Raw genomic sequence first — 23,329 nt, forward strand, 5'->3', positions numbered from 1 at the left:
GTTATACTTCCAGTCCAAAGGGGGCTTCGATACGCAGGATAAGCGCGACCAGATCGGCGATCATCTGCAGGAGCAGCAGGCCAAATCCGACAGGCAGAGCCAGATAGGGGATCCAAAGACGCACGCCCCAGATCGTGTCAGACCGCCAGCCTCGGTCCCACGCGAAATGCCAGTATTCATACCCGTACCACAGCATCACGGCCACGATAGAAATCGACAGAACCGACGTGAAAACCGCCAGCACAAACCGCGGTTTCGGAGGCAGCGACAGCGGAATCAGATCGACGTTCACATGTCCGCGCAAACGTTGCACATACGGCAACCCGACAAGGGTGGCGGCGATCACCAGATAGATCACGGCTTCGGTTTGCCACACGGTGGATCCGTTCAGCACAAAGCGCACGATGATCATCTGGCAGGTGATAGCAACGGCGGCGACAATCATGGCCGCAGAACACCAGCCTGCCAGTGTCGAAATGGCAGCAACGACGCGCAGGAACGGATTGTTCCCGGTCTGCGCAACACGGGCTGAGGTTTGTCCGGCCATTCTGGCCTCCTGAATTCTTGGGGTGGTGGGGCGGCCTATGACCGCCCCTGAACCGTATCAATCGACGGCGAGCGCCATATCCAGCAACTGCTGACCATCAGGAACTTCTTCGACGAACTTTTTGTACGACGTTTCCATCGCCAACTGACGCCATGCATCGAAGTCTTCTGCGCTCATTTCGGCAATCTCGACACCAGCGTCGGCGAAGACTTTGGCCGACGCCGCGTCCTGACCCTTGGCGTTCTCAAGGTAATACGCTTCGGCTTTGGCAGAGGCGGCCAGCAAAGCAGCCTGCTGGTCAGCATTCAGTCCGTCAAAGGTGCTCTTGTTCATCAACAACGGCTGATACATGAACCATAGCGCCACATCGCCCGCAGGCGTATAGCACGCGACCTGTTCGTAGATCCGATAGGACACGAAGGACGAAGACGATGTGTTCGCGGCCTGCAGAACGCCGGTCTGCATCGCGTTGTAGATTTCGGACGACGCCATTGACGCGATCGACGCGCCAGCACCTGCCAGCATCTGTTCGAACGACTTGCCTGCGGCGCGGGTTTGCAGACCTTTCACATCGTCGGGTGCCGTGATGCACTTTTCCTTGCCGGCGAAACCGCCAGCCAGATAGCCATGCACCAGAACCATAACGTCGTCATCGGCCATCTTGGCTTCTAGCGCTTCCATGAAGGGCGAATTGCTCAGCCGTGCCGCGTGGTCGTGGTTCTTCACCAGTCCGGGCATCAGCGTCAGGTTATAAGCGGGCTGTTGACCACCCGCATAGCTTAGCGGAAGCACGGTCATGTCCAGCTGGCCACGGCTAAGCGGCTTGTACTGCTCGCGCGGTTTGAACAGCGATTTTGAGCCGAAGATCTTGATCTCAAGATCGACGTTGGCTGCTGCGACCTCGTCGGCCACGATCTGCGCGACCTGATGACGGATGTCCTTGTTCGACCACTGGTGCGACAAACGCAATTCTTCTGCACTGGCCAATGTGCCCGCAGATGCAAGCGCCACGGCGGCAACGGCCGTTTTCAGCAAAGATTTCATAATTTCCTCCCAAAGAATCCCACACGGCGCAGGCCGGGGGTGGCCGTAGGGTAGGGGCGAGGTGTTTCTTAAGTCAAGCTTTAGTATACAAGAATTGCTTCCTTGAATTCCAAAACCACATTTGATAATGCGGAAACATGGAGAAACGCCCGGCTGACATCATTGCAAAAGACCTCGAAGAACGGATTTTTGACGGAACGTTTTCCGATGGCGACCGATTGGACGAAGTCAGGCTGGCCGAACAATTCGGGGTATCGCGCACTCCGTTCAGAGAGGCGTTGCAGCGTCTGGCCCGGTCGGGACTTGTCGAACTGATCCCACGACGGGGCGCTTTCGTGCGCCAGCCCGGCCCGGTCGAACTGATGGAAATGTTCGAAGTCATGGCCGAGGTCGAAGCCGTCTGCGGACGGCTGGCGGCCAAGCGGATTTCCGATGATGCATTGAACGATCTTCGCGAGGCGAACATCAAGTGTCAGGCCGCTGTCGATCAGCGCGATCACATTGCCTATTACGCTGAAAATGAACGGTTTCACCAAATCATCTACACCCAGTCCGGAAACAGCTTTCTGGCATCCGAAGCCCGTGCATTGCATCGGCGTCTTCAGCCTTTCCGGCGTCAACAGTTGCGCCTGCGCGGCCGCATGGCGCAATCGATGACCGAACACAGGGCTGTCGTTGAGGCATTGGAATCGGGGGATTCCGAAGCCGCAGCAAACGCGCTGCGCAGCCACGTCGCGATCCAGGGTGAGAAATTCCACAGTCTGATGGCGACGCTTAGAAAAGCGGGCGAGTAACCCGGGCTGCATCAAAGACGCATCCCCGCCATACCCAGCCTGACTGGCTGGAAACCGCCTTCAGACTATACATCCCTGCTCTGACCGGGTAGAGGCGGTCCTTTCATGGCTGGCGAATACGGTTTTGCGCGGCCCGGACACCATTCAAAAACGAAAGTAGACCTGCTGTGAAAGAGGCTCTCTCAGAATCGCTCAAGGCCCGTGGCTATGACACCCTGACGGCGGTGCAAGAGGCGGTGACGAACCCCGAACTGACAGGCAAGGATCTGTTGGTCTCTGCTCAGACAGGATCGGGTAAAACGCTTGGCTTTGGCCTTGCCATTGCGCCGGGCCTCTTTGGCGATGCCGAGGTGTTTGGACGGGCCGACGCCCCATTGGCGCTGGTTATTGCCCCGACCCGTGAACTGGCTTTGCAGGTCAAACGCGAACTGAGCTGGCTTTATGAAAAGGCGGGCGCTGTCGTCACATCGACGGTAGGTGGCATGGACATGCGCGATGAACGTCGCGCGTTGGCCCGTGGCGCGCATATCGTCGTGGCCACGCCGGGCCGTCTGCGCGACCATATCATGCGCGGCTCGATTGATCTGGAGTCGCTGAAAGCGGTTGTTCTGGACGAAGCCGACGAGATGCTGGATCTGGGCTTCCGCGAAGATCTTGAGTTCATTCTTGAACAGGCGCCAGCAGATCGTCAGACCCTGCTGTTCTCGGCAACTGTACCGGGCGACATCGCCAAGCTTGCCAAAAGCTATCAGAAAGACGCGGTGCGGATCGCCACAACATCGGGCGCGTCCCAGCATGCCGATATCGAATACCGCGCGCTGCGTGTGTCGGCGCGTGACGGCGAAAACGCCATCATCAACGTGTTGCGGTTTTACGAAGCCCCCAACGCGATCGTGTTCTGCAACACCCGCGCGATGGTTAACCGCCTGACCACACGTCTGTCCAATCGCGGGTTTTCAGTTGTGGCCCTGTCTGGTGAGCTGTCACAAAGCGAACGGACCCATGCCTTGCAGGCCATGCGCGACGGACGTGCACGGGTCTGCGTGGCGACCGACGTGGCCGCGCGCGGCATTGACCTGCCGAATCTTGAGCTGGTGATCCACGCCGAATTGCCAACCAATCAGGATACGCTTCTGCACCGCTCGGGTCGGACTGGCCGCGCTGGGCGCAAGGGCGTCAGCGCGATGATCGTGCCACCTGCGTCACGCAAAAAGGCCGAGCGGCTGCTTGGGTGGGCCAAGCTGAAAGCTGATTGGGCCGAAGCCCCCTCTGCCGAAGAAGTCACCGCCAAAGACGAAGAACGTATGTTGGCCAGCCCGGATTGGCTGACCCCGGTTGAACCGTCGATCCAGAATGTTGTGACCAAGTTGACCGAGACATTCACGGCCGAACAGATCGCGGCGGCTTACATCCGGCTTTATCGTCTGGGCCACTCTGCGCCCGAAGAGCTTTCCGACATTTCAGAAGCCGCGAAACCGCGCGAAGCCTTTGGGCCCAGCGTCTGGTTCTCTCTGGAAGGCGGGCGAAGCGCTGGCGCAGAACCGCGCCGTTTGTTGCCGATGTTTTGTAAAATGGGGAACCTGTCGCGCGAAGACATCGGGGCCATTCGCATCCAGAACGAAACTTCGCTGGTCGAAATACGCGAACGCTCGGTTCCCGGGTTCCTGAGCGCTGTCGGGCCCGACATGGTTCTGGAAGACGGCGCCGCGCTGAAACGCCTGCCCGGTGCGCCCCAGTTCGAACGCACGCCGCGTCGGGATACCCCGACATCCGCGCCTGAGCGAAAGCCGCGCTCGACCGCACCGGCCAGACCCGAAAAGTCTGCTCAGTCGCGGCCTTCCGGAACAACCAAGCCGGTCGATTGGAACGACGATCCCAAACCAAAGCCGAAGAAGCCAAAGCCCGGTGCGAAACCTGCGACCAGCAAGTACAAACGCGATGACAAAAAGGCTTCTGATACCGTGTCAGTAGAGCCATTGAAGGCGCGCAAACCCAAATCGCCCGGGTCCAAGCCTGCAGGCGGCAAGCATCAGCCGGCACGCGGGCCACAGCCGCCCAAGGGGAAGCCCAGCAGCAAAAAAAACCGGGCAAGGAAACTGAGCGCGGCAAAAATGGGCGGCACTGGTCCCGCAATGCGCAAGTCCAAATCGGACAAACCTGGCGGAAAATCCTAAGGGCCGACAAACAGGTCCACTTGAATAGCCGGTCCATTTAACCTGGGCGCGGCGATGACCTATTTCTCCGGCCTGCCTTTTTTGGTCCCTGCGTCGTTGTTGGCAACGCAGGGACCGGTATTTGACACCAATGCCAACCGCCCTCGACCCGATCTGGACGCGGCAAATCGGCGTGCCGATGGCACATTGGCCTTGGCATTTGTATGTGATGCCCAGGCTTTGTCTGAGGTTCAAAATCCTGCACAAATCACCCCCGAAATCGATGAGGTGACTGCACTCCTCGATTGCGCTCCGGTTGTGGGTGCGGCAGGCGCATAGCGTTTAAGTTGCGGAAATTACACTGATATGGGCAAGGTGCGCCCATTTTGGACAGCAAACAGCGTGCGAGAGCAACAAAATGGCGCGGCGACAAATTTTTTGTTGATACGCAACGGGTTTGTGTGGGAGTCTCTCAGATATTAACCGTTTATTAACTTTTTATAATTGAGCACATGAGCAAATTGATTGTCATTAGTGTTGATGACTTAGCCCAGTGGGCCGGGCCATCCAGCGCGTATTCATCCCAGATACACACCCCGAACATTGACCGTCTTCTTGATACAGGAGTCAACTTTACCAACGCCTATACGCCCGAAGCAATCTGCAATGCGGCGCGGACGTCGACGCTGAGCGGGCTGATGACGCACAACACGGGCGTGCATTCCAACGTCCAGCCCTGGGGAGACTATATTACGGCGGACCAGACATGGCCCGCGTATTTTCTAGAGGCCGGGTACGAGGTCGGCGGCTTTGGCAAGATCCTGCACAGCGGTTACATTCCCTGGTCAATCGCCAGTCAGATGTTTTCGGACTATCAGCACCTGCAGGGGTACAAAGGCGGCAACCCAGCGTCGAGTTTGGCCGAACCCCTGCCTGACCCGCTTGAAGAGTCCGACATGGCCGACTCGATCACCGTCGATTATGCGATCGAGTTCCTTGAGGATCATGGCGACGAGTCCTTCATGCTGAATGTGGGTCTGTTCAAGCCGCATCTGAGTTGGGTTGTTCCACAGGAATACTTCGATCTGTACCCGATAGAGGACATCGTTGTTCCGGGACTGGATGGGGACGACATAAGCGGAATACCCGCGTTCATCCTGGATCAGTTGCCAGGGCGGGGAACCGTGCCCGAAACCATCGAAAAGGCCAAGCAGTTCATGCAGGGGTATCTGGCCAGCGTGTCCTTTGTGGACGCCCAGATTGGCCGGTTGCTGGACGCCTTGGAAGATGAAGGGATCTATGACGATACCAGCATCGTTTTGTTCAGTGATCACGGGTTTCACCTGGGCGATCATGACAATACCTGGGGCAAGTTCACCCTGTGGGAAGAAGCGGCCAAAGTTCCGCTGGTCGTCAAAACCGCAGGCAACGTGAACGGCGGAACAGAAGTCGACGACCCGGTGAACCTTGTCGATATCTTTCCGACGATTGTCGAAATGGCGGGGATGGATCCACCCGATCATCTGGATGGCACGTCCCTGATGTCATTGGTACTGGGCGAAGACGGCGCCGAAGGGCCGGGGTTTTCGGTCACATGGATGTACGGGTCGGTTCTGTTTCGCACCGATGACTACGCCTACATTTTGTACGAAGACGGCTCGCAGGAGCTGTATGACATGATCGCAGATCCGGCTCAGACCGTGAATCTGGCGCTTGATCCGGCGTATGCCGACATCCTGGTGCAACAGCGGGCGGCCTTGTATCAGGCCGTTCCCTTCCAGCACGTGGAAGGCAGCGTCACCGGTGGGGCCGAAAACGATACCTTTGTTCTGTCCGATGCCAGCGACACTGCCGCAGGACAGGAGGGGAACGACCTGTACTTCATCAACAACCGGTATGCGACCGTGATTGAAGCTGCGGACGAAGGCATTGATACGGTTTTCACCAGCGTCAGCTATGCCATGTCGGACAACATCGAAAACCTGCATGTGAAAGAATACGTCTCCGGGGCGATCACGGTGTGGGGCAATACGCTCGACAATTTCATCACGCTCGACGGATATGATCAGGTTGCTTACGGCGGCGCCGGAAATGACGACATTCATTCGACCTGTCTGCGGTCCGAGATCTATGGCGAAGATGGCGACGACAGCATTCACGGCGGATATAACGACGACATCCTGAGCGGTGGGTCGGGACAGGATATCATTTACAGCGGTGGCGGTGACGACCAGTTGTTTGGCGAAGCGGGCGACGATTTTCTGAAGGGCAGCAGCGGCGACTCGGTTTTGTCGGGTGGGGCTGGCGATGATATCATCAAAGGCGGCTCGGGGGATGAGGTTCTGGTGGGCGGCAGCGGTGCCGACTATATGGATGGCGGCGAAGGAACTGATTTGGCAGCGTATTGGGTCGCCACATCTGGTGTGACAGTCGATCTGAAGTTTCCCAGCCGGAACAAGGGCGACGCATCTGGCGACATGCTTGTGTCTATCGAAAACATGCATGGCAGTTCGTTCGACGATCAACTCTCGGGCAATACGGCCGGGAACGAGATCCGCGGCGGAAACGGACACGATACCATCGACGGGCGCAGCGGCGCCGACGATCTGAGTGGCGGCAAAGGCGACGATACCCTCATCGGCGGACTTGGAAACGATGCTTTGGATGGCGGTGACGGGGCCGACGACCTGTCCGGGAATCAAGGCTCGGACGCCCTATTTGGTGCCACCGGAGATGACATTTTGTCTGGGGACAACGGTCGCGATTTCCTTTTCGGTGGAATTGGAAACGATATCCTCAGCGGAGGGGCGGACCGGGACGTTTTATATGGCGGGGACGACAACGACATACTGTTTGGAGGGTCCGGCGGTGACACTCTGTCTGGCGATGCAGGCGATGACGATCTGAGCGGCGGTTCAGGCAGGGACTTTCTGTTTGGCGGAGACGGAGCCGACATACTTGCAGGTGGATCAGGTGTAGACAACTTGAGCGGCGGCGCCGGAGACGACACACTCGAGGGAGGGTCGAACTCGGATGTGTTTGTGTACAGCTCTGGCGCTGACGTGGTCCTGGATTTTGTGGACAACGTTGACACGCTGAGGTTCGACAGCACCCTATGGGGCGGCGGGGCATTGACCAGCAAACAGATCTTGACCTTCGCACGGGTTGATGGGGCGGATGTCGTGTTCGATTTTGGCGACGGCAATACGCTGACAGTGATGTCTGTCTACGACACGTCCATTCTATTTAACGATATCGACTATTTCTGACTTGGACGGTTGATCTGAGATAGTCAGTTTGAGCCTTGCGCCGCAATCATCCATGGCTGGGTCAAGCGGATCGAGACTGGCGATGGCGTCCACAATGTTGAGCTTTGCAGCGAAGAACGCGGTGTGACATCACAGAGGTGTTCAAGTTCATTGCCGCAAACAGATCGGGTATTCGATCCGGATGATGTCACGCATTTGGGCTGTTCTCGCCCCGAGGACAAAAAAACCACTTCAAACCAGAGAAAACTGACAGTCGCCCACGCCATTGCCGTTCAGTAGGGAATGCAGACTGACCCAAATTCTCATGGACCACATGCAACGCCAGGGGAGCAGCAGGCACTCCGCCTGCATCGGGCACGACAAGGCATCGGCTACCACTTCCGCTGATCGAGGCGATCTGGCGAACGAACCGTGCCGCTCGCCGGGGCGTTCAACGATCTGTTCAGGGCGCGGCGCGACCTCCGACTCTAAACTCGCATGATTGATCGAGCAGTATCGCGCGTCAGCCTGTGCTGGCGCTCGCAGCGGTGCCAGGATGCGGGAATGTAGTTTTGGGCCAGGTTGTTCGAAGTGTTTTCAATCAAGTCTCCTGCGTCCCGTACCGCAGGGCACTTCCGATGCAATCGGCAAACATTAACAAGCCTGCCGGTCTTTTCCAGCGAGATCCCTGATTGCCGTCATGACGCTGGCCACATGCGTTTTATCGCGCGCTGCGGGGTTGGGCTGAGCAAAGCTTCCGCTGTCATTGTCGAAATAGCGACCGGATGCTTGTGCGAACTCATCCGACAGCGCGGCTCGGCGCAGGATGTCGACCCCCACGCCCAAATCTTTGCCCGCGACACCGAAGCCTTCTTTGACCATTTTGGACGCCAGCAGCGAACCTGGGTTCACGGCGATGAATGCGGGTCCGTCCGGATGCGCCCGAGCCATCTCTTGCGTCCAGATCGTGATTGCCAGCTTGCTCTGGGCATAGGCACCCATGTGATCGAGGCTTCGTTTGCCGCGCAGGGCCTCCACGTCCACAGGGGCCTGTGCCGCCGAAGAGAGGTTCACCACGCGGCCAGTCGCCTGGATGATCGGCAACAGACGTTGTGTCAGCAGGTAAGGGGCGATGGTATTGACGACAAAGCGCGTATCGAGCCCCTCGGGCGTGCGGGGTTGCGGCGTCTTGAGGACTCCGGCGTTGTTGATCAAGACGTCGAGCCGATCATGGCGGGCCATGATCTCTTTTGCCAACGCCTCGACCTCTTCCAGCCGGGTCAGATCGGCGCGATAGGTGTCCGGCGCGCCGACGACTTCCGTTGAAGCGGCCTCCAGCTTTTCGGCACTGCGACCGTGGAGCAGCACCTTGTGGCCTTCCTTTGCGAGCGTCTTCGCGGTCAGCAGGCCGATACCGTCGGTCGCACCAGTGATAAGGATGGTCTTGCTCATGTGTTTTTTCCTAACTTGTGAATTCGGGTAGGATATCGGCCGCCAGCCGTTGCAGGGTGGCCTCGATCTTCGCCTCGTTGAACCGCAGGTTCAGCGCGACGTGGTTGATGCCGAGGTCACGGACTTGCGAAAGATAGCGCCGCAGGTAGTCGGTGCCTGACTGGAAGCCGAGGTGGATTGGTCTGGGCGGCGAGTCTGCGGGCTCGACAAGGTCCACGTAGAGCGATTGCATCACCGGCTTGTCAGGCAGGCCCGCTTCGCTGATCCGTTGGCGATACTCGGCCACCACACGTCCCTGCGCCACCGCATCGCGTGGATAGGTCATCCAGCCGTCGCCATTGCGGGCGACCCAGTCAGGCGATTGCTGACTGCCGCCGGTGATCAGCAGCGGCAATTGTCCGCCCACAGGCTTGGGTAGCATGTCGATTCCACCGGACAACGTGCCGTGCGCGGTCTGATGCTGTGGGTAGGCCTCAGCCATCGTGCGGATGTAGTCAACGCTGTCGCGGAACCGCGCGCCCCTGTCTTCGAACCCCATGTCCAGCGCCGGGTATTCATCGGGCCGGTCGCCCGAGGCAACGCCCAACAGCAGCCGACCGCCGGAAAGAATGTCCGCCGAGGCGGCGGCCTTCGCCACATGCGCCGGGTGCCGAAGCGGCAGGACGATGCTGGCCACGCCGAGAGCGATGTCCTGGGTCGAGGCCGCAAGAGCACCGAGGTAGACGAAGGGATCAAAGACCTGCCCAGCATCGCCGAAGGACGGCACGTTGAACGGCACGTCGCGCAGCCAAAGTGCCGAGAACCCCAGTGCGTCCGCCAGTTGAGCGCGCTGGATATGGCGTGTCATGTCGGGCACTGCGGTGTGTGCGTAACTCTCTAGTGGTACCACGAGGCCAACGCTCAACCGACCGGGTTGAAAGACCGAATTATAGGCGCGGTTGAGGCGTGGGAACGCCTTCTTCTCTGTATGATCCAGCATCTGTGATCTTCTTTTGGCGTGAATGGCTCAGAATCCTTCCAAGACTTGCTTGCCGATCACGCTTCCGCTTTCCTGGCGGATGTGGGCGGCGCGCAGGGTTTCTGCACTTATCTGGCCAGCGTGTTCGGTCACGGTGGATTGCAGGGTGCCTGCGTCGACCATCGCTGATATCCGGTTCAACAAATCGCTCTGTACTTCGATATCCTTGGTTCCGAACATAGAGCGGGTGAACATGAACTCCCAATGAATGCTCAGCGCCTTCGGTTTCGCTGGTTTGATATCCAGCACCTCCGGGTCATCGATCAGCGCAATCTGCCCACGCGGAGCAATCATTTCGATGATGGCCGGCCAATGCTGATCCGTTGCGGTGAGTGAAGCGACGTGGGTCGGGGTGATGCCAAGGGCAGCGATCTGGGCGACAAGATCGCCACGGTGATCGACAACGTGATCCGCCCCCATCTTGCGCACCCAGTTCTGGGTCTCGGGGCGGGAGGCGGTGGCAGTCACGGTGAGTTTGGTCAGCGTCTTGGCCAACTGAATCAGGATTGAGCCCACACCGCCGGCCCCGCCGATAACCAGCAGGTTTTGCCCTTCGCCATTGCCTTCGGTCAGGCGGAACGCGTCAAAGAGCATCTCCCAAGCCGTGATCGACGTCAGCGGAAGCCCGGCTGCTTCGGCGAAATCGAGGCTTTGCGGTTTGCGCCCGACGATCCGTTCATCGACGGCGTGGAACTGGGCATTGGTTCCGGCGCGCGTCACGTCTCCGGCATAGAACACCTCGTCGCCGATCTTGTAACCTGCGACGGCGTCGCCGATCTGTGTCACGACACCCGCGGCGTCAAAACCCAACACACGCGGTCCGCCGTTCGGTTGAACTGCGCCGCGCAGCTTGACGTCCACGGGGTTGACCGAAACGCCTTTGACCTCGACCAGAATATCGCGGGGGCCGACATCCGGCAGCTCGACCTTCACGAGATTCAATTCAGCCGCAGCCCCGGCGGTGGTGTAACCAATAGCTTTCACGCGCATGTCCTCAGTGAAGTTGTCCTGGAATCTAGGTTATCTCTTGCGAAATTTCAAAAAAACGACTGTTATTGGATTTCTTTTTTCGGTTTTGAAATATAATCACCATGGATACCGATAATCTGCGCTTGTTCGTCATGGCGGCCGAGCGGCTCAATATTTCTGCTGCGGGACGTGAGCTTGGCCTTGCACCGGCAGTCGCCAGTGCGCGATTGGTCAAGCTGGAACAGGAACTCGGGGTTGAGCTTCTGCACCGCACGACCCGCAAGGTGTCCCTGTCAATCGAAGGATCAGATTTCCTCCCTTATGCACGCGAAATACTTGCGCAAGCCGATGCTGCCAAGGCAGTTCTTGGAGGGCCAGAGACTGGACTGAAAGGCACGTTGCGTTTCGCGGCGCCTAGCAGTTTTGCTCAACTGCACATCATGCCGCTGCTCCCGAAGTTTCACGTGCTCTATCCTGATCTCACACTTGACCTGCGCCTGTCGGACACACGTTTCGATGCGATCGAGGGCAGCTTCGATCTCGCCCTGCGCAGCGCTCCGTTGACCGACAGCAGTCTGAAGGGGCGTAAGCTTGCCGACGACACGCGCATTCTGTGCGTATCGCCCGCCTATCTGAAGGCCTTTGGCGTTCCGACGGCACCTTCGGAGTTGTCAGGACATCACCTGATTGCATGGAATAATATTGAGCGGCGAGACTTGATCAGCTCGGCTGGTGAAACCGCCACACTCGACCCTGCAAACATGGTTTGCCGAACCATCCTGGATGACGGCGATGCGCAGCGCGAAGCGACCATCGCGGGGGCTGGACTGTCTGTGAACTCGCTCTGGAGCGTTGCCCATGAAATCGCCTCGGGCCGACTTGTCCGGGTTCTTCCAGAGTGGCACGTGAACGACCACTCAGTACTCTGGCTCGTCTATCCGCGATCGAATGTGCTGACTCCCAAGACGCGGGTTTTCATGGACTTCTTAATCGGGCATTTGGGCAACCGCTCCGACTGGAGCGAATAACGGTTCGCCGGTGATATACGCACAGACTGCGGCTGTACGATCAGATTGGGCTGCTGCCCGATTGATAACGGCGACTCGTGCAGTAGCGTTCCGCCGACAAGTTCAGATGCAAGACTTCGCAAAGTCGCCCCTCGAACCGGATATCCAAGCAAATGCCGACCAACAGCATCCGGATTACAGGCTCGGGATCGATTGATGGACGGTTAGTGTCGCTGTAGCGATCCGCCAAATGAGTAAGAATGAGGGGTAGATCGGCGAAATATACCGATGGTGGCCATTTTTGCCGTAACACCCTAGGCAGGACCAAACGGTGGTTCGCTTACGATTTGAGGGGCAAGGTAATATGAAACCAATAACAGGTCGCGACCCGGTTTCTGGTCGCACAGGCGTGATACAAGCTGCGCAAACGCTTGTCGACAGTGGGCAGTTCGCGTCGGACCTGGCGGAGATCGTTTCCCGCCCCACGGAAAGTCAGAATCCGCAGCGGTGTAACGAGATGCAGGCCTATCTCGCAGAGATGCTGATTCCGCGTCTGACCACTTCTGGGTTTGTTTGCACGATCCACTCTAACCCCTTGGGCCATCCGTTTCTGGTAGCGCGCCGGATTGAAGATGCCATTTTACCAACCGTCCTTGGGTATGGGCATGGGGATGTTACCCGTGGACAGGAAGGCGAGTGGGGCCAAGACCGCCAGCCTTTTGAGCTTGGCCAAGAGGGAGACCGCCTTTATGGCCGGGGCACGGCAGATAACAAAGGGCAGCACCTGATCAATCTGCAGGCGCTTGAATGTGTCCTCGCCGCCCGTGGACGCCTCGGGTTTAACGCGATCTGGCTTTTTGAGATGAGCGAAGAGACCGGTTCGCCCGGGCTTGTCGAATTTTGCGAACAGAACAAAGACCTGCTTGCTGCGGACGTTCTGATCGCCTCGGACGGGCCGCGCATGTCGCCTGAGGTGCCGCTGGTGTTTCTTGGGGCACGCGGAGCCGTGAATTTCAGCCTTTCCGTCGAGTTGCGCGATGGCGCGCATCATTCGGGCAACTGGGGCGGGCTTTTGGCTGACCCTGCTGTGATCCTTGCTCATGCCCTTGCCACAATCACGGACCGGCGCGGGCAGGTTCAAGTGCCGGAATGGCACCCGACCAGTCTGACACCGGATATCCGTGCCGTGATCGAAAAGCTGCCTTTGCCGGTCGGACCACAGATCGATGCAGATTGGGGGGAAGAAAACCTGACGCCTCAGGAACGGGTTTACGGCTGGAACTCCTTTGCAGTGCTCGCCATGGAAAGCGGCGTACCTTCGGCCCCGGTGAACGCGATTGCAGGAAAGGCCCGCGCAACTTGCCAATTGCGTTTCGTGACGGGAACCGACGCTGATGACATCCTTCCCGCTTTGCGCCGCCATCTTGATGCCAAAGGGTTCCAGCAGGTTGTTCTGGAGCAAGAGGAGAGCGGCTTTTTCCCCGCCACCCGCTCGGCCCCCGACAATCCTTGGGTGGCCCGAGTCGTCGACTCGCTTGAACGCACGACCGGTGTCGCCCCGCATTTGGCGCCCAATCTTGGTGGGTCACTTCCCAACCATGTGTTCATGGACATTCTTGGGTTGCCAACAATCTGGATCCCGCATTCTTATGGCGGCTGCAATCAGCACGCTCCTGACGAACACATGCTGATACCCGTGGCGAAGCAGGCGCTTGGCTTGATGGCCGGTTTGTATTGGGATTTGGGTGAACACACCCCTGACTAAGTTTCGAAGGTCAGGTTTTTCAGGCCCGCGCACTTCCCAACAAATCCATACGCGGCATCAGATCCAACAAGTGGCGCGAATACTCGTGCTCAGGTGCGCTGAACAGGGTTTCGGTCTCGGACACTTCGCAGATGCGACCATGCCGCATAACGGCGATCCGGTCACACATCTGGCGCACGACGGGCAAGTCATGGCTGATGAACAGCATGGTCAGCCCAAGTTCCTGTTGCAGGTCCTTCAGAAGGTTCAGAATTGTTGCCTGCACCGACACATCCAGCGCCGATGTCGGTTCATCGCAGATCAGGATGCGCGGTCGCGACGCCAGGGCACGGGCAATGGATATGCGTTGGCGCTGCCCTCCGGAAAACTCGTGCGGATAGCGCAGCGCAGCTTTGGCCCCAAGACCAACATGGTCCAGCAGGTCTCCGACAATCTTGCGGGTTTCAGCCTCGCTGCTCGTCAGTTTGTAAAACCGGATTGGTTCGGCAACGATATCAAGCACCCGCATACGTGAATTCAGCGATGAATAGGGATCCTGGAAAATCATCTGCAATGCGCGACGCGCTTCGCGGGCCGCTGCACTGCGCGGAGACGAGACAACATCCTGTCCAATCACACGAATGTTCCCGGCATCCGGTCGATAAAGCCCGGCGATCAGTCGCGCGACAGTCGACTTGCCCGAGCCGGATTCGCCGACCAGCCCAAAGGTTTCACCTTCGGCGACCGTAAAGGTGACATCGTCAACGGCCTGCAACATCTTGCGGTTTCGCTTGAGCACAGACTTCTGAAGCACAAACGAAAGACCAAGGTTCTCGACCTCGATCGCCGCGCCACTGCGGCGATCATGCAGCGATTTTCCCAACCAATGGGTTTGGATGTCGATCCGCTGAAACGGTTTTGTGCCGCCCTCGATATAATCGACTGAAGAAAACCGGTCCAGTTTTCTGTCCGCGCGCGGAACAGCGGCGATCAGTGACTTGGTGTACTCATGTTCAGGCGCGCCCAGGATCTGCGCGACATCTCCGGTCTCAACCACTTCGCCACGGTACATAACCGCAACCCGATCCGCGATATTGGCGATGACGCCGATATCGTGAGTCACAATGATAACGCCCAGTTCCCGCTGACGACAAAGCTGCTTGATCAGGTCGAGGATCTGCGCTTGAATCGACACGTCCAGCGCCGTGGTCGGCTCGTCCGCGATGATCAGATCAGGGTCGCCCGCCAGCGCCAGCGCAATGACCACCCGTTGCCGCATCCCCCCCGAGAACTGGTGCGGATACGCCTGCAAACGTGCTTTGGCTTCGGTGATACCGACTTGTTCCAACAACTCGATGGCGCGTTCTTCGGCTTTGGTCGCGCTCAGGTCATTTGTTTTTTCGATGGTCTCAACCAGCTGTGCACCCACTGTCATCAGGGGATTCAGGGAGGTTTGTGGATCCTGAAAAATCATCCCGATCCGGTCGCCGCGGATGCGTCGCATCTCGGCTTCGTTGCGTCCGCGCAGCTCTTCACCTTCGAACAAAATCGAACCGGCACTCACGCGCCCTGGTGCTTCGAGAAGATCAATAATGGCATTGCCGATGGTGGACTTTCCAGCGCCGGATTCCCCCACAAGCCCCAGGACTTCTCCGGGGCTAACGGTCAGACTGACACCCCTTGCCGCCTTAACCGTGCCGCGGCGGGTCGGGAATTCGACATCGAGGCCGTCAATTTTCAAAAGGTCTGTCATCTCAGTTTTGGATTTAGGGCGTCACGCATCCAGTCGCCCAGAAGGTTAACGGCAAAAACAAGAACCACCAGTGCGATGGCAGGGAAGAAGGTGATCCACCACAGGCCTGAAAACAGGTATTCGTTGCCGACCCGGATCAGCGTTCCCAGCGAAGGTGTCGTGGGCGGTATGCCCTGTCCCAGAAACGACAAAGTGGCTTCGGCGATGATGGCCAGCGCAAGCCCGATCGTGGCGATCACCAGAACAGGTCGCAGGGTGTTGGGCAGAATGTGGCGCAGCATGATCCGCCAGCCGGGCAACCCGATGATGCGCGCCGCCTGAACGTATTCTTTGTTTGCCTCGACCATTGTCGCGCCGCGCGCCACACGCGCAAATTGCGGCCAGTCGGTCAGGCCAATAGCGAAAATGACAACGTAAATCGCAAACTCCTGGCGCAACTCCAACGGCAGGAACGCACGTCCGATCCCGTTGATCAGGATCGCCAGCAAGATGCCTGGAATGGTCAGTTGGACGTCCGCAATGCGCATGATCACCGCATCCGTCACGCCGCCGACATATCCCGAAATCACACCCAGCGTCACGCCAAGCACCATGCCAAGGCAAACCGCTGCCAACCCAACAAGGATCGAAAGCCGCCCGCCATAAAGGATCGTCGACAGCATATCGCGGCCCTGATTGTCGGTTCCAAGCAGGTATTGCGGTTGCCCGCCTTCGATCCAGGCTGGTGGCAACTTGCCATCCCAAAGCGAGATCTGGCTTGGGTCAAACGGATCGAATGGCGCGATCAGAGGGGCAAACAAACACGCCAGAATGGCAATCGATGTGATCGCAGCGGCGACAATTGCACCGGGTGAATGCAGGAACGACCAGACGATGTCGTTGTCTTTGAACCGCTCCCAGCGGGTCATCGGGTGGTCTTGTTGCATCGACATTAGTCCCCCAGCCTGATGCGAGGATCAACGACGAAGTAAAGGATGTCGACAACCAGGTTGATCAGAACAAACAGCAACGCAACGAACACCAGATAAGCCGCCATGATTGGTACGTCCACAAAGTCGACGGCCTGAATGAACATCAACCCCGTACCGGGCCATTGAAACACCGTTTCGGTGATGACGGAAAAGGCGATCAGCCCGCCGATGTTGATCCCGATGATGGTGATGACGGGCACCAATGTGTTGCGCAACGCATGACGAAAGTTGATGGCGCGTTCGGACAGGCCGCGTGCCCGGGCGAACTTGATAAAGTCGGTCTGCATCACCTCTAACATCTCGGCCCGAACAAGCCGCAGTATCAAGGTCAGCTGAAACAGGGATAACGTGATGGCCGGAAGTATGATTGCGCGCCAGCCATCCACGGTTAGAAGCGAGGTTTTCCACCACCCTAGGTCGACCGTTCCGCTGCGCCCAGATGACGGCAACCACCGCAAATGAACCGCAAAAATATAGATCAATGCGATCCCGATGATGAACGTCGGCAGGCTGACACCCACAAGTGAGATCGACAGGATTGCCCGGCTGGCCCATGACTTGCGCCGTATCCCGGTATAAACGCCCATGGTTATCCCGACCAAAAGCGCGATGATCGCGCTGACGAAGACCAACTCAAGCGTCGCTGGAAGGCGTTCGAATATCAACTCGTCGACCGGCCGTTTGATCCGATAGCTGAGACCGAAATCACCCTGAAGCATATTGCCCAGAAACCGTGTGTATTGGGTCAGCACCGGATCATCGAGTCCAAGTTGCTGTCGGATTTCAACGCGTTGTTCACGCGTGGCGTCCTGGCCGACCATGTTGTTGACCGGATCACCAACAAAGTTGAACAGCGAAAAGCTGACAGCCGAAACGATGGCCATCACCAGTATCGATTGCGATAGCCGCTTGAGAATAAAAAAAAGCATATGAGCGCCAATTTGCGTCGGGGCTGGCCGAAACCCGCCCCGACAGTTCTTTTACTTCATGACGGCATAGCGTGGACGGAAGGCATCATCCGCGGCAATCGGGATGTCTACGTTGTCCGCGATACCCCACGCCAGAACCTGGTGATGGATCGGCACATACGGCATGTCCGCTTTTACGTGCGTCCACGCCTCGTCGATCAGGGCTGTGCGCTTGTCGATGTCGATCTCGGTGACGATCGCTGTGGTGATCTCGTTCACACGCGGGTTGCTGTAACCGGTCGCGTTCCAGGATCCTTCGCCGTCCAGAAGATACGAGAAAACATAGTGGCTATCGAGCGTTGGCACACCCCAACCCAGCATGTAGAAGTCGGTTTCACGCTTCTGGATCTTGGGGAAATGCTGCGCTTTCGGGATCGCGTCGAGGTTCACTTTGACGCCGATCTTCGCCAGCATCGCAACCGCAGCCTGACAGATCTTTTCGTCGTTGTTGTAGCGGTTGTTGGGGCAATCCAGCTGGATCGAGAACCCATCGGGGTATCCCGCTTCGGCCAGAAGTGCCTTGGCTTTTGTCGGATCGAACCCATACGACGGGTCATTTTCGGGCGTGTTGCCCAGAACACCCGGCGGTGTGATCATGCCAGTCGGGAAGGACAGACCCTCCATCACGACACGCTGGATCGCAGCTTTGTCGATGGCCAGGTTAAAGGCCTCGCGCACTTTGGCATCTTTGAACGGATTGCCTTCGGCGTCCGAGGTGCGAAGCTGATCGATCCCCTGATCCATGCCAAAGAAGATCGACCGGATCTGGGCGACTGTCTTTACGCCAAGCCCATCCGAGCTTTCGATTCGCTTGATGTCCTGCAGTGGCGGATCAAGGACGAAGTCGACTTCGCCCGACAAAAGTGCTGCCACGCGTGTCGCCGCATTGGTGATCGGGCGATATTCGATCTTGTCGATATTGCCGGGGAACATGCCTTCGCCCCACCAGTCGGCGTTACGCGCCAGGACTGTCATCTCGTCCGGTGCGCGGCTGACCAGAGCGAACGGGCCGGTGCCGTTGGAATTCCGCACGGCATAGGTTTCTTCCTTTGCCTTGAAATCCTGAGGGGCAACCACGTTGTTTGCCTCGGCCCAGCCCTTGTCGATCATATAGATCGAGGTCAACTGGTTCGGCAGGATCGGGTTCGGGCCGTCTGTCATCAGCTTGACGGTGTGATCGTCAATGACTTCGACTGAAGTGACGTTCTTGGCCTGCTCTTTATAGTCCGAGGCTTCGTGATTGGCGCGCTCAAATGAAAACACCACGTCTTCGGCGGTAAAATCCGCCCCGTCGTGGAACTTCACGCCTTTGCGCAGATTGAACGTCCAGCCATCGGCACCAGCTTCCCAACTTTCGGCCAGTTCGGGCTGAAGGTTAAGTTCGGCGTCGCGGGTGACCAGAGATTCATAAATCTGGCCGTTCATCGCGATGGTCGGGCCTTCGTTCTGCGAATGCGGGTCCATGGTCAACGCATCACCCTGGCTGGTCCAGCGCAACACGTTTTCAGCCAATGCCGGGTTGGCGACCGTTAGGGCCGCAACCGAAACGGTTAGCAGTTTTTTGAAGTGCATTTCTTCCTCCGTGTTTTATGCGAACGTCTCGTCATGTCTGACATCGCGCTCTTACTTCGACCATACTACACCGGAGAGCCGCGTAAAGAACGCAATCAAGGCAGTGCAAAGGTCAGGATGTCTGACGGAATGCGCCGACGCCTTGCATTTGATAGAATTCGAAAGATGTTGCCTGCAAAAGCAGCCATGGCAGTCCCATCTCCCCGACCGCACCAGGCGCGGGTCTGGTTCGCCTTTCATCCACAACGGTCTTCGGCGTGTCACGAATGGCTCCCCGCACATCCTTTCCACGCGGTGATAGGCAATCATGCGCCATGGAATGTCTTGTGATCTTGTTAGTGTTCAATAAAGTGCCGAGACGCATTCTGATTTGGGAGGATTTTGAAATGTTCAACAAGCATATCTTTACTGGCGCGGCGCTGGCGCTTGGTATGGTGTCATCGCAGGCGTTCGCGGCTGACACGACCATGCGGATCTCGTTGCAGCTGCCGTTGAAAAGCCACCTCGGGCAAAATCTTGTCCTCTTCAAGGACGAGGTCGAAAAACTGTCCGGCGGTGATATCTCGGTCGAAATTTATGATTCTGCACAGCTTTACAAAGACAAGGAAGTGCCTGCGGCGGTCGGGTCAGGGTCAATAGAAGCAGGCGTTGCGTCGCTAACCCGCTACGTTGGTGACATTCCGGCCGTTGATGTTTTTTACATGCCGTTCCTTCTGAACAGCGAAGACAAGGTTCGTGCGGCAGTGGCTGCAGGATCACCCGTACGCGGGCCAATCGACGAAGCGATCAAGGACACCGGGTCAACCGTTTTGTGGTGGCAAGCTTATGGCGGCGCAATCATGCTGACCAATGGCGGGCCGCTCAAGACACCTGCAGACATGAAGGGCAAAAAAGCCCGGGTCTTTGGCAAAACGCTCGGGGATTTTGTGACTGCGACAGGCGGGGCACCGACGCTGGTGTCAGGCTCGGAGCAGTATCTGGCCTATCAGCGCGGAACGGTTGACGTCGGTATGACCGGCGTATCCGGCGTCAAATCCCGCAAACTGTGGGAAGTCATGGATACGATCACCGTTACCAATCACGCTGACATCGAATTTATCGTTGTGGTCAATACGGACTGGTGGAACGCCTTGCCCGCAGATCACCGCGACATGATCAGTAAGGCGGCTGTCATGGCGGAAACTGACGTTCGGGACCGGGTGTCACAGATCGAAGCTGACGCTTATGCGGCTGCGGTCGAGAACGGGATGACCGTCTATACTCCGACGGATGCTGAAATTGATGCGTGGAAACAGGCATCGACATCGGTCTATGACGATTACCTTGCGAAAACCGGCGATATGGGTGCTGCGATTTTGAAGGCGGCCAGCGGGTTTTGAGCCCCTTACTTCGCCTGACCATCTCAAGAGGTCGACATGGGTGTCTTTAACCGGCTTGTCTTTGGTCTGGCCTGGGTCGCGGCAAGTCTGTTTGTCGCGGCCGGTGCCATGCTGACCTATGAAGTCATTGCACGTTACTTTTTCGTTCGTCCGACAATCTGGGCGGCGGAACTGAGCCAGCTTTGTCTGATCTGGGGGTGCCTTCTGGGCATGGCGTGGCTGCTTTCGGCCCGTCGCCACATCGCAGTCGATGCGGTGATTCAACTGTTGCCAGCAGGAGCGCGCAATCTGATCGAGGCGGCGGCAATGCTGTTGGTCGCAGCCTTTAGCGCCATGGTGACCTGGAAGGGGTGGGGCATCTTCTGGGATTCTTTTGAACGCGGGCGCACAACGGGGTCGATGCTGGACTTGCCAAGTTGGATTGTGGAATTGGCAGTGCCAATGGGCTTTGCCCTGCTCTTCGTCCAGGCCTTGATCGAGGCGGTGCGATCGGCTCGCGGTCAGGCTGCAGACCGGGAGATCGCGATCGAATGACCGTCGTCATCATTCTTGCCTCGCTGTTTTCCTTGTTGCTTGCGCGGGTGCCTGTGGCCTTTGCTTTGGGGGGCATGGGGCTTGCCCTTTTGGTGCTGGGTGGGTTTTCGCCGCTGATGGCACCGCAAGCCATCTTGTCCACGCTGGACGGATTCATCTTGCTGGCGGTGCCGCTGTTCCTGCTGATGGCCAATGTGTTGCTGAAGGGCGGGGTCGGGGACGATCTGTTTGCCGCTGTCAACTCATGGGTCGGCCATTGGCCCGGCGGGCTGGCCGTCGCGACGATCCTGTCCTGCGCCATCTTTGCTGCCATCAGCGGCAGTTCGGTCGCCACGGCGGCGACCATCGGCACAGTTGCGATCCCAGCCATGATCGCACGTGGCTATGACAAACGCTTCGTCTATGGGCTGCTGGCCGCAGGCGGCACCTTGGGCATTCTGATCCCGCCGTCTATTCCGATGATCGTCTATGGGTTCATCACAGAAGAATCCGTAGGCGCGCTGTTTCTGGCGGGCGTCGGACCGGGCATGGCGCTTGTCGTGCTGTTCATCGGCTATTCCATGGTGCATGCGCGCATCACGATGGTGCAGGGGGCCGGAACACCCGCGACGATGTCGGAACGCCGGACGGCAACGGCCCGTGCGTTTCCGTCGATGGCTCTGGCAATGCTTATTATCGGCGGCATTTATTCAGGTGCATTCACCCCAACCGAGGCTGCTGCAATTGGCTTTTCAGCCGCGTTGTTTGTGACGGTTGTTGTGCTGCGTTCGCTCAGCTGGGCAGGGTTTCGTGAGGCGGTGTTTGACTCGATGATCACCACGGTGGCGATCCTGTTGATCGTTGCCGGGGCCAAGATATTCGGCAAGGCGATTACGCTGTACCGGATACCGCAAGACATATCGACCATGATAGCGCAGGCGATTGATACACCGCTTGTGTTCATCCTGGTGGTCAGCGTTGTCTTGCTTTTGATGGGGCTGGTGTTCGAAGCGCTTTCGATGGTGCTGATCATGACTCCGGTTTTGCTTCCATCGGCGCTTGCGATGGGATTTGACCCGATCTGGTTCGGGATCTTCATGGTCGTCATGGTGGAATGCGCCCTGATCACGCCGCCTGTCGGCCTGAACCTGTATGTGATTCAAGCGGTGGCGCGGGCCAGTCTGGGCGATGTGGCGCGCGGTGTCCTGCCGTTCCTGTTGTTGATGTTCCTCTGTGTCGCGTTGCTGTATGCGTGGCCTGATCTTGCGTTGTATTTGCCTTTCAAATTGTGAGCCCCAGATGACGACTCAACCTGACAAACTGCGTGCCTTGCTGGCACAGGATCAGCTGCATGTGATGCCTTGCTGCTATGATGCCCTTTCGGCCAAACTGATCGAACAGGCCGGTTTCGGTCTGACGTTCATGTCTGGCTTTGCCACATCGGCGTCGCGTATTGGCGCGCCGGATCTTGGGCTGATGTCGTATTCCGAGGTCGTCGACAGCGCCCGAAACATTTGCGATGCGGTTTCCATCCCCCTGATCGGGGATGGCGACACCGGGTATGGCAATGCCATGAACGTGCAGCGCACGGTGCGTGGGTTTGCCCGGGCCGGGTGTGGCGCCGTCATGATCGAAGACCAGCGGGCCCCCAAACGCTGCGGTCATACGCCGGGCAAGGAAGTGGTCGGACGGGATGAGGCGTTTGATCGGATCAAGGCATCGGTGGATGCGCGCGGCGACGATGACATCCTGATCCTTGCACGCACTGATGCCCGCCATGATCACGGTCTGGCCGAAGCCATAGACCGCGCGGCGATGTTCCATGAACTCGGGGCCGATATCCTGTTTGTCGAAGCCCCGAAGACAACCGAGGAAATGCGCCAGGTTTGTGCCGACTTGCCCGGCCCCAAAATGGCAAACATCGTCGAGGGCGGAGAAACACCTGACCTCGGCCACGCCGACCTGCACGAGATCGGATATGCTATAGCCGCCTATCCTCTAGCACTGATGTCTGCAGCAATGCAGGCCATGACCGTGACATTGCAGGCGTTGGCCGATGATACCCCCCGTGACCCGATGCTGATGGATTTTGCCCAGTTGCGGCGCAAGATTGGCTTTGATGAGTATTATGAAGCCTCAGCTGCGTACAAATCCTCTTATCGGTCCGGCTAAACCGTTCATTTGCAGTTGACCGTCA

Annotated in this window: 18 protein-coding genes and 1 pseudogene; 9 read left to right on the plus strand and 10 right to left on the minus strand. The window is 58.0% G+C overall.

The genetic code is table 11. The features are described 5' to 3' along the window. Position 1: 1 nt before the first annotated feature. Together FOY56_RS14815 and dctP are read right to left on the minus strand one after the other, a co-directional pair. On the minus strand, positions 2-547 hold the full coding sequence (locus FOY56_RS14815) for a TRAP transporter small permease (RefSeq protein ID WP_146346636.1): 546 nt from the start codon (positions 545-547) through the stop codon (positions 2-4). A 57-nt stretch (positions 548-604) separates the two neighbouring features. Then, positions 605-1,591 (minus strand): TRAP transporter substrate-binding protein DctP, encoded by a 987-nt coding sequence (dctP, locus tag FOY56_RS14820; protein ID WP_146346637.1) that lies wholly within the window; start codon positions 1,589-1,591, stop codon positions 605-607. A 137-nt stretch (positions 1,592-1,728) separates the two neighbouring features. On the opposite strand from dctP, the gene FOY56_RS14825 reads away from it, so the two are divergent. From FOY56_RS14825 to FOY56_RS23795, 3 genes are all read left to right on the plus strand, one after another. Then, entirely contained in the window at positions 1,729-2,385 is a 657-nt protein-coding gene (locus tag FOY56_RS14825) for a GntR family transcriptional regulator (RefSeq protein ID WP_146346638.1), read from the plus strand. Between the two features lie 167 nt (positions 2,386-2,552). Continuing rightward, positions 2,553-4,559, plus strand: a complete 2,007-nt coding sequence (locus FOY56_RS14830) for a DEAD/DEAH box helicase (protein WP_146346639.1) — start codon at positions 2,553-2,555, stop codon at positions 4,557-4,559. A 491-nt stretch (positions 4,560-5,050) separates the two neighbouring features. Next, positions 5,051-7,807 carry a sulfatase-like hydrolase/transferase gene (locus FOY56_RS23795; protein ID WP_146346640.1) on the plus strand — a complete coding sequence of 919 codons (2,757 nt, stop codon included), beginning with the start codon at positions 5,051-5,053 and terminating at the stop codon, positions 7,805-7,807. Between the two features lie 633 nt (positions 7,808-8,440). On the opposite strand, the gene FOY56_RS14840 is transcribed toward FOY56_RS23795, so the two are convergent. From FOY56_RS14840 to FOY56_RS14850, 3 genes are read right to left on the minus strand one after another with little or no spacing between them, the layout of a single operon-like run. Further along, complete coding sequence (locus FOY56_RS14840; RefSeq protein WP_146346641.1) at positions 8,441-9,238, minus strand: SDR family NAD(P)-dependent oxidoreductase; 798 nt, start codon at positions 9,236-9,238, stop codon at positions 8,441-8,443. A gap of 10 nt (positions 9,239-9,248) precedes the next feature. Continuing rightward, on the minus strand, positions 9,249-10,217 hold the full coding sequence (locus FOY56_RS14845) for an LLM class oxidoreductase (RefSeq protein ID WP_146346642.1): 969 nt from the start codon (positions 10,215-10,217) through the stop codon (positions 9,249-9,251). A 27-nt stretch (positions 10,218-10,244) separates the two neighbouring features. Then, positions 10,245-11,240 (minus strand): zinc-binding alcohol dehydrogenase family protein, encoded by a 996-nt coding sequence (locus tag FOY56_RS14850; RefSeq protein WP_146346643.1) that lies wholly within the window; start codon positions 11,238-11,240, stop codon positions 10,245-10,247. 107 nt (positions 11,241-11,347) lie between these two features. Here FOY56_RS14850 and FOY56_RS14855 point away from each other — a divergent pair, with 107 nt between their 5' ends. Further along, positions 11,348-12,253, plus strand: a complete 906-nt coding sequence (locus tag FOY56_RS14855; protein WP_146346644.1) for a LysR family transcriptional regulator — start codon at positions 11,348-11,350, stop codon at positions 12,251-12,253. A gap of 79 nt (positions 12,254-12,332) precedes the next feature. On the opposite strand, the pseudogene FOY56_RS24135 reads toward FOY56_RS14855, so the two are convergent. Next, positions 12,333-12,512 (minus strand): annotated as a pseudogene (locus FOY56_RS24135) (transposase); the annotation flags it as partial. A gap of 84 nt (positions 12,513-12,596) precedes the next feature. On the opposite strand from FOY56_RS24135, the gene FOY56_RS14865 reads away from it, so the two are divergent. Beyond that, positions 12,597-13,997, plus strand: coding sequence for a M20 family metallopeptidase (locus FOY56_RS14865; protein WP_146346646.1), 1,401 nt, complete (start codon positions 12,597-12,599; stop codon positions 13,995-13,997). Between the two features lie 19 nt (positions 13,998-14,016). Here FOY56_RS14865 and FOY56_RS14870 read toward each other — a convergent pair whose 3' ends face one another. The 4 genes from FOY56_RS14870 to FOY56_RS14885 are packed head-to-tail and all read right to left on the minus strand — an operon-like array spanning position 14,017 to position 19,240. Beyond that, entirely contained in the window at positions 14,017-15,717 is a 1,701-nt protein-coding gene (locus FOY56_RS14870; protein WP_342779807.1) for a dipeptide ABC transporter ATP-binding protein, read from the minus strand. A gap of 8 nt (positions 15,718-15,725) precedes the next feature. Further along, entirely contained in the window at positions 15,726-16,655 is a 930-nt protein-coding gene (locus FOY56_RS14875; protein ID WP_425468368.1) for an ABC transporter permease, read from the minus strand. 5 nt (positions 16,656-16,660) lie between these two features. Continuing rightward, positions 16,661-17,629 (minus strand): ABC transporter permease, encoded by a 969-nt coding sequence (locus tag FOY56_RS14880; RefSeq protein ID WP_146346649.1) that lies wholly within the window; start codon positions 17,627-17,629, stop codon positions 16,661-16,663. 51 nt (positions 17,630-17,680) lie between these two features. Next, positions 17,681-19,240, minus strand: a complete 1,560-nt coding sequence (locus tag FOY56_RS14885; RefSeq protein WP_146346650.1) for an ABC transporter substrate-binding protein — start codon at positions 19,238-19,240, stop codon at positions 17,681-17,683. Positions 19,241-19,626: 386 nt separating this feature from the next. On the opposite strand from FOY56_RS14885, the gene FOY56_RS14890 reads away from it, so the two are divergent. From FOY56_RS14890 to FOY56_RS14905, 4 genes are read left to right on the plus strand one after another with little or no spacing between them, the layout of a single operon-like run. Beyond that, positions 19,627-20,619 carry a TRAP transporter substrate-binding protein gene (locus tag FOY56_RS14890; RefSeq protein WP_146346651.1) on the plus strand — a complete coding sequence of 331 codons (993 nt, stop codon included), beginning with the start codon at positions 19,627-19,629 and terminating at the stop codon, positions 20,617-20,619. 36 nt (positions 20,620-20,655) lie between these two features. Next, positions 20,656-21,153, plus strand: coding sequence for a TRAP transporter small permease (locus FOY56_RS14895; RefSeq protein ID WP_146346652.1), 498 nt, complete (start codon positions 20,656-20,658; stop codon positions 21,151-21,153). Then, complete coding sequence (locus FOY56_RS14900; RefSeq protein WP_146346653.1) at positions 21,150-22,424, plus strand: TRAP transporter large permease; 1,275 nt, start codon at positions 21,150-21,152, stop codon at positions 22,422-22,424. Before FOY56_RS14895 ends, FOY56_RS14900 begins: the two co-directional genes overlap by 4 nt. 7 nt (positions 22,425-22,431) lie before the next feature. Further along, positions 22,432-23,304 (plus strand): isocitrate lyase/PEP mutase family protein, encoded by an 873-nt coding sequence (locus tag FOY56_RS14905; protein ID WP_146346654.1) that lies wholly within the window; start codon positions 22,432-22,434, stop codon positions 23,302-23,304. Positions 23,305-23,329 lie beyond the last annotated feature (25 nt).

The organism is Falsiphaeobacter marinintestinus (assembly GCF_007923355.1).
Classification (GTDB): domain Bacteria; phylum Pseudomonadota; class Alphaproteobacteria; order Rhodobacterales; family Rhodobacteraceae; genus Phaeobacter_A; species Phaeobacter_A marinintestinus.

What these genes read in the sequence shown, in the direction of transcription:
- FOY56_RS14815 (WP_146346636.1), bottom strand. Translation starts at nt 547, where the DNA reads ATGGCCGGACAAACCTCAGCCCGTGTTGCGCAGACCGGGAACAATCCG.
- dctP (WP_146346637.1), bottom strand. Translation starts at nt 1,591, where the DNA reads ATGAAATCTTTGCTGAAAACGGCCGTTGCCGCCGTGGCGCTTGCATCT.
- FOY56_RS14825 (WP_146346638.1), top strand. Translation starts at nt 1,729, where the DNA reads ATGGAGAAACGCCCGGCTGACATCATTGCAAAAGACCTCGAAGAACGG.
- FOY56_RS23795 (WP_146346640.1), top strand. Translation starts at nt 5,051, where the DNA reads ATGAGCAAATTGATTGTCATTAGTGTTGATGACTTAGCCCAGTGGGCC.
- FOY56_RS14840 (WP_146346641.1), bottom strand. Translation starts at nt 9,238, where the DNA reads ATGAGCAAGACCATCCTTATCACTGGTGCGACCGACGGTATCGGCCTG.
- FOY56_RS14845 (WP_146346642.1), bottom strand. Translation starts at nt 10,217, where the DNA reads ATGCTGGATCATACAGAGAAGAAGGCGTTCCCACGCCTCAACCGCGCC.
- FOY56_RS14855 (WP_146346644.1), top strand. Translation starts at nt 11,348, where the DNA reads ATGGATACCGATAATCTGCGCTTGTTCGTCATGGCGGCCGAGCGGCTC.
- FOY56_RS14865 (WP_146346646.1), top strand. Translation starts at nt 12,597, where the DNA reads ATGAAACCAATAACAGGTCGCGACCCGGTTTCTGGTCGCACAGGCGTG.
- FOY56_RS14875 (WP_425468368.1), bottom strand. Translation starts at nt 16,655, where the DNA reads ATGCAACAAGACCACCCGATGACCCGCTGGGAGCGGTTCAAAGACAAC.
- FOY56_RS14880 (WP_146346649.1), bottom strand. Translation starts at nt 17,629, where the DNA reads ATGCTTTTTTTTATTCTCAAGCGGCTATCGCAATCGATACTGGTGATG.
- FOY56_RS14885 (WP_146346650.1), bottom strand. Translation starts at nt 19,240, where the DNA reads ATGCACTTCAAAAAACTGCTAACCGTTTCGGTTGCGGCCCTAACGGTC.
- FOY56_RS14890 (WP_146346651.1), top strand. Translation starts at nt 19,627, where the DNA reads ATGTTCAACAAGCATATCTTTACTGGCGCGGCGCTGGCGCTTGGTATG.
- FOY56_RS14895 (WP_146346652.1), top strand. Translation starts at nt 20,656, where the DNA reads ATGGGTGTCTTTAACCGGCTTGTCTTTGGTCTGGCCTGGGTCGCGGCA.
- FOY56_RS14900 (WP_146346653.1), top strand. Translation starts at nt 21,150, where the DNA reads ATGACCGTCGTCATCATTCTTGCCTCGCTGTTTTCCTTGTTGCTTGCG.
- FOY56_RS14905 (WP_146346654.1), top strand. Translation starts at nt 22,432, where the DNA reads ATGACGACTCAACCTGACAAACTGCGTGCCTTGCTGGCACAGGATCAG.